This is a genomic window from Desulfotomaculum sp. OF05-3 (assembly GCF_003435535.1).
Lineage (GTDB): Bacteria > Bacillota > Clostridia > Lachnospirales > Lachnospiraceae > Pilosibacter > Pilosibacter fragilis.
Window position 1 is genome coordinate 1 of record NZ_QWGO01000068.1, and the last position, 5,154, is coordinate 5,154.

Consider the following 5,154-nt stretch of genomic DNA (forward strand, 5'->3'; position numbering starts at 1 on the left):
GTGAGGGGAGCTGCTTCGCCCCAGCCGTCCGGGTAGCGTCTGACATTCCCACGGATTTTCTGCACAAGGTCAAAGGTCTGCTGGTCAATGATAGCTTCATGGGTATTCTCGAAAATCGTCCATTCGTCCTCCGGGACATAATGGCTTTTCTTGTCCTTGAAGTGCTTTCGGGTCTTGAAGTTGATGGTGTGTCCCAGATATTCACGCTTTTCAAGAATGTTGCAGATGGTGGAAGAACCCCAGCCGTACACATCTTTGAAAGTCTTGTTTTTGTTCACGCCCTCGCCGTGTTGGGCAAGGTAAGCAGACGGAATAAGCACCTTTTCCGATTTCAGTTTGCTGGCGATCTGATACGGACCGTAGCCGTCAATCGTCATGGCAAAGATGCGCTTGACCATCTCGGCGGCTTCGGGGTCAACCAACCATTGGTCTCTGGCTTCGTTCCAGAGATAGCCGTAAATGACCGTGCCTGTAAGGTGCTTGCCGGACTTGCCTTTGGACTGGAAAGTGGAACGGATTTTACGGCTGGTGTCTCTGGCGTAGTATTCATTCATGATATTCAGAAATGGTGTAAAATCATTATCTGCCGGATTGGCACTGTCAACTCCGTTATTGACTGCAATAAAACGGACATTTTTCTTAGGAAACATCATTTCAGTATAGAAACCTACTTGCAGATAGTTTCTGCCAAATCGGGACATATCTTTGACGATCACTGTTCCCACCCTGCCAGCTTCAATCTCTGTCAGCAGAGAATTGAATGCCGGTCTGTTGAAGTTCGTTCCTGAATATCCATCATCACTGAAATGCTGAATATTATCAAATCCATGCTGTACTGCATAATCTTCCAGATACTTCTTCTGCAAGGACGATGCAAACCGCGCCATCAAAGTGGTGCACGATAAGTTCTTCGGCAACGAGGACTGACCGATCGGTCTTTCCTTTTTTGAAGCAGCGTGTTATACTATAGAAAATAGTGTAACGCGCTGCTTTTTTCAGCAGGCGGAAGGAGTTAGAAACGATGATTTATCACTGCGAGGATCACACCTGTAATTATTGGGATGAAGGCGAAAAGCTGCCGGAGCGCTGCCCGCAGTGCGGCCGGAAATTGCTGCGCGCCAACGAGACCGATATGACCGGAGATGATTGGACGGCTTTAGGCAACACCCTTTGGGATGCAGAGGCATCGGATAAAAAGCGCATGGTGGATTGTTTTCGGAAAGCTGCATATCTCGGCAGCGCATGGGGCGTATGCAATCTGGGCATCTGCATGGAGCAGGGAAACGGCGTGGAGGCGGATCCGGTTCAGGCTTTTTGGCTTTATCAGCAGGCGGTGGAAATGGGGAGCCTGAATGCGGTGTGCTGCTTGGGCGTGTGCTATCAATACGGCATTGGCACGGCTCCGGATGCGGAAAAGGCTGCCGAGTTATACTGCAAGGCGGCGGAATACGGTTCGCCCCGCGGACAGATGCTGCTCGCCCGCGCCTTCCACGACGGGATCGGCGTGGAAGCCGACGCTGCCGAGGCCGTGCACTGGGTGCGCGCGGCGGCGTATCAGCGCTACGGTGAAGGTATGTACCGGCTGGGCGTATGCTATGAATACGGCGACGGCGTGGAGCAAAACTGGGAGCATGCTGTGCATTGGTTCCGCGAGGCGGCAGAGAGTGGCGTGAGCACGGCAATGACGGATCTGGGATACTGCTATGAAAAGGGCTGCGGCGTGGAACAGAGTTGGGAGCAGGCCTTTTCCTGGTATCGCAGAGGTGCGGAGTGCGGCGATTTGCAATCCATGAATAATCTGGCATACTGCTACGAGCGCGGCGAAGGCGTGGAACAGAACGAAGACAGGGCGCTTTACTGGTACCGGCGGGGAGCTGAGGCAGGAAGTGTTCACTGCATGTTCTGCCTTGGCTGGAATTACAGCAATGGCGTGGGCGTGAAGCAAGATATGACGGAAGCGATCCGTTGGTATACTGCTGCCGCCGAGGGCGGAAATGCTGCTGCCATGCATAGTCTCGGCTGGCATTACGACCACGGCGAAGGCGTGGAACAGGATATGAAAAAGGCAATTTGCTGGTACGAACGAGCAGCAGAGCAGAACCGCCCGGCTGCCATGAATAGCCTGGGCGAATGTTATGCGATGGGACGGGGCGTGCCGCGGGATTTGGAAACGGCCATGGAATGGTATCGCCGCGCGGCGGAGCTGGGTGAAGCCATGGCGGATTACAACATGGGATGGCATTTGGAGCAGGCAGGGAAGCTGTCTGAGGCGTATGCCCATTACCGCAAAGCTGCCGATGGGAATGACGACAGCGCCTGGTGGGCGTTGGGGCGTTTTTATGAAAACGGCGTCGTCGTTGCGCAGGACGGAAAGGAAGCGCGCCGCTGCTATGAAACTGGCGAGAAATTGGGCAGTGTGAAATGCAAAATGCGCTTGGCGCGCTGCAAGCTTTTGGGTATCGGCGGCCGCAGGGAAAAGAAAGCCGGTTTGGATCTATGCCGTCAGGCGTTGGAATTGGCAAAGGAGAGCAGCGAAAAAGAGGATTACGGCTATGAAGCCGAAATGAATCTTTTGCGGCGTACCATTGCGGAAAACGAATCATAAAGGACGAAAAAAGGGACGCTTCGGCGCAATGTCATGATTCCGGTTATGATTTCATCAAATACAGAACCGCGATTTTGTTTTGCGATCCGCAAATCTTTCAGTTTTCCAAGACCCATCAAATGATGAAAGTCCAGTTTGGAGAAGCCAATCACCAACTCTACGGTTTTTCCCTTTCGGCCAATAATGATCCGATATTGTATCTCCAACAAATTTTCAAATGCTTTTGCACACTTTTGTAATTTATCCATAAAACCTCTCTGTCCACATAAAGAAAGCCGCCCTGCAATGCAAGGCGGCTTTGAGCATTTTCTTTCGGCTTGCAGCCTACTCCGGTTTGAGGTTACTGCACAACCCCTACTGAAAGCTCTGCATAACAAGGCATTCCGGTACGCTATTATGCTTCAACGCTTTGGCAGACACACGCCGTTGCCTACCTTGTACTATTATTATATGCAACTTTAGAAAATATGTCAATCCCCATGAAAAATCAGAAAATATCTTCTCTGCTTATGAGAAAGGAGGCTCCATCTATGGCAACCACACGCATCATGCCCCTGCATATCGGCAAGGGGCGCACTGAGAGTCAGGCAATCAGCGATATTATTGATTATGTGGCAAATCCGCAAAAGACCGACAACAGAAAACTGATTACCGGCTATGGCTGTGACAGCCGGACCGCCGATGCGGAGTTTCTGCTGGCGAAGCGGCATGATTCTTGTAATTACCATAATAGAAGGACCTCCTCTCATAAATATTTTTGTTTTCGCTGAACTCTTTGCTTCTATCGTTGCAATAACTTTCTCCGCTAGGTATAATAAAAAAGAACATTCTACAACCTCAAAGGAGGGATTTCTATGATAGAACAGCTCATTGCTGAAGCAACAGAATGTGATTTCAAAGTTGCTCTCGAAACAAAAAAGCCAAAAAGCTGGTTAAAAAAGTGTCAGTGCCTTTTCCAATGGAATCGGCGGCACTCTGTTTTTCGGAGTCTCCGATGACCGGGAGCCTATCGGCTTGTCCGATGTTCAAAAGGATGCTGAAGCGATCAGCCGCTTAATCAAAGAACGAATCACACCATTACCTCAGTTTATCTTAAAACCATTACAGGAAGATGGTAAAAATCTATTAGCTCTGGAGGTTTCTCCCGGCCGCAGCACCCCATATTATTACAAGGCAGACGGCGTGATGGAAGCATATATCCGTGTTGGAAATGAAAGCGTAATTGCCCCGGATTACATTGTGAATGAACTGATCTTAAAGGGAAGCAATCAGTCCTTTAATACCCTAACAACAGATGCGGTAAAAAAGGATTACAGCTTTACACTTCTGGAAGCAACCTATCTGGAACGGACTGGTCTCCGCTTTGAGCCATCCGATTATGTCTCCTTCGGTTTGACTGACAAAAATGGGGTCTTGACCAATGCCGGAAAGCTCATGACCGATCAGCACACAGTTTATAACTCCCGTATGTTCTGTACCCGGTGGAATGGCTTGGAAAAAGGCTCTATCTTTGATGATGCGCTGGACGCTAAAGAATACGAAGGGAATCTGATTTATCTACTGAAAAGCGGCAGTGAATTTATTCGCAATAATTCCAAAGTCCGTTTTGTCAAAGAGGCACAGTATCGGGTAGTCAGGAATACGATATTTACAGTATCCGTTCCATGCGACGAAACCCTGTGATTGCTGACCTGTTCCACCGCATGAAGTACATGGAACGCCGTGGAAGTGGCCTACGCAAAATCGTCAGTGAAACCGAAAAGCTGCCTGGATACACAGAGGCATATAAGCCCGAATTTTCCTCAACAGCGACAGATTTCAGAGTCATTTTGAAAAATGTGAATTACCATCTTAGTCAGAAAGACTTAGTCAGTGACCAAGATTGTGACCAAGTTAGTGATCAAGATAAATCACAGGACATCCTACACGCAGTCTTGGATTTTTGTATAACAGAAAAAAGCAAACAAGAAATTTGCTCGTTTATTGGTTATCGAAATCTCACTTATTTTACAAGAAAATATTTGAATCCTCTACTGGCAAGTGGCCAGCTTAAAATGACTATTCCAGATAAGCCAAACAGTCGAAAACAAAAATATATTACAGTTCGTTCCGAATAAACAGAGAAGCAGGGCATTGGGTCTCATCTCCCATTGTCCTGCTACTTTTCATTCTAAATTATATTCACATACCGGAAAGTTGAATGTCGGCGGGCATCAAGTCTACTCCCTCCAGGTGATGCAGGATACCCTCGCCGGAATGAATCGGCTTATCCATCAGGATATGCCCCATAGCGTCCGACAGCGTAAATGGCAGCTTGTCCGGCTGGGGATTGCCTAAGCTGATCGTCAGGCTGCCTTGCGGGTCTTCGTCGATCAGCAGGACTTTCTTTCCGGCCTGCGCCAGCCCGATTCCCAAGTTGGCACAGGTCGTTGTCTTGCCAACGCTTCTCCGCTCCCGCTCCGGTCGGCGCTGAACATGTGCCACTGGCACATAGCGCCCTTTCTGGTTGGCAACGGCGATGATTTGCGTGTTCATTGACTTCACCTCAT

Annotated in this window: 2 protein-coding genes and 4 pseudogenes; 3 read left to right on the forward strand and 3 right to left on the reverse strand. The window is 49.1% G+C overall.

Annotation, left to right across the window (positions count from 1 at the left end; genetic code table 11):
- Positions 1-869 (reverse strand): annotated as a pseudogene (locus DXA87_RS17425) (recombinase family protein); the annotation flags it as partial.
- Positions 870-1,021: 152 nt separating this feature from the next.
- Between DXA87_RS17425 and DXA87_RS17430 the strand changes: the two are divergent.
- A complete protein-coding gene (locus DXA87_RS17430; RefSeq protein WP_117505553.1) occupies positions 1,022-2,605 on the forward strand; it encodes a tetratricopeptide repeat protein in 1,584 nt (527 codons plus the stop codon).
- Here DXA87_RS17430 and DXA87_RS17435 read toward each other — a convergent pair.
- A complete protein-coding gene (locus DXA87_RS17435) occupies positions 2,551-2,853 on the reverse strand; it encodes a PBECR4 domain-containing protein (RefSeq protein WP_242994114.1) in 303 nt (100 codons plus the stop codon). The two genes, DXA87_RS17430 and DXA87_RS17435, sit on opposite strands and share 55 nt — an antisense overlap.
- A gap of 282 nt (positions 2,854-3,135) precedes the next feature.
- On the opposite strand from DXA87_RS17435, the pseudogene DXA87_RS17440 reads away from it, so the two are divergent.
- A pseudogene (locus DXA87_RS17440) lies at positions 3,136-3,312 on the forward strand (relaxase); the annotation flags it as partial.
- A 147-nt stretch (positions 3,313-3,459) separates the two neighbouring features.
- Positions 3,460-4,722: pseudogene (locus tag DXA87_RS17445) on the forward strand (RNA-binding domain-containing protein).
- A 67-nt stretch (positions 4,723-4,789) separates the two neighbouring features.
- On the opposite strand, the pseudogene DXA87_RS17450 reads toward DXA87_RS17445, so the two are convergent.
- Positions 4,790-5,140 (reverse strand): annotated as a pseudogene (locus tag DXA87_RS17450) (AAA family ATPase); the annotation flags it as partial.
- Between the last annotated feature and the right edge of the window lie 14 nt (positions 5,141-5,154).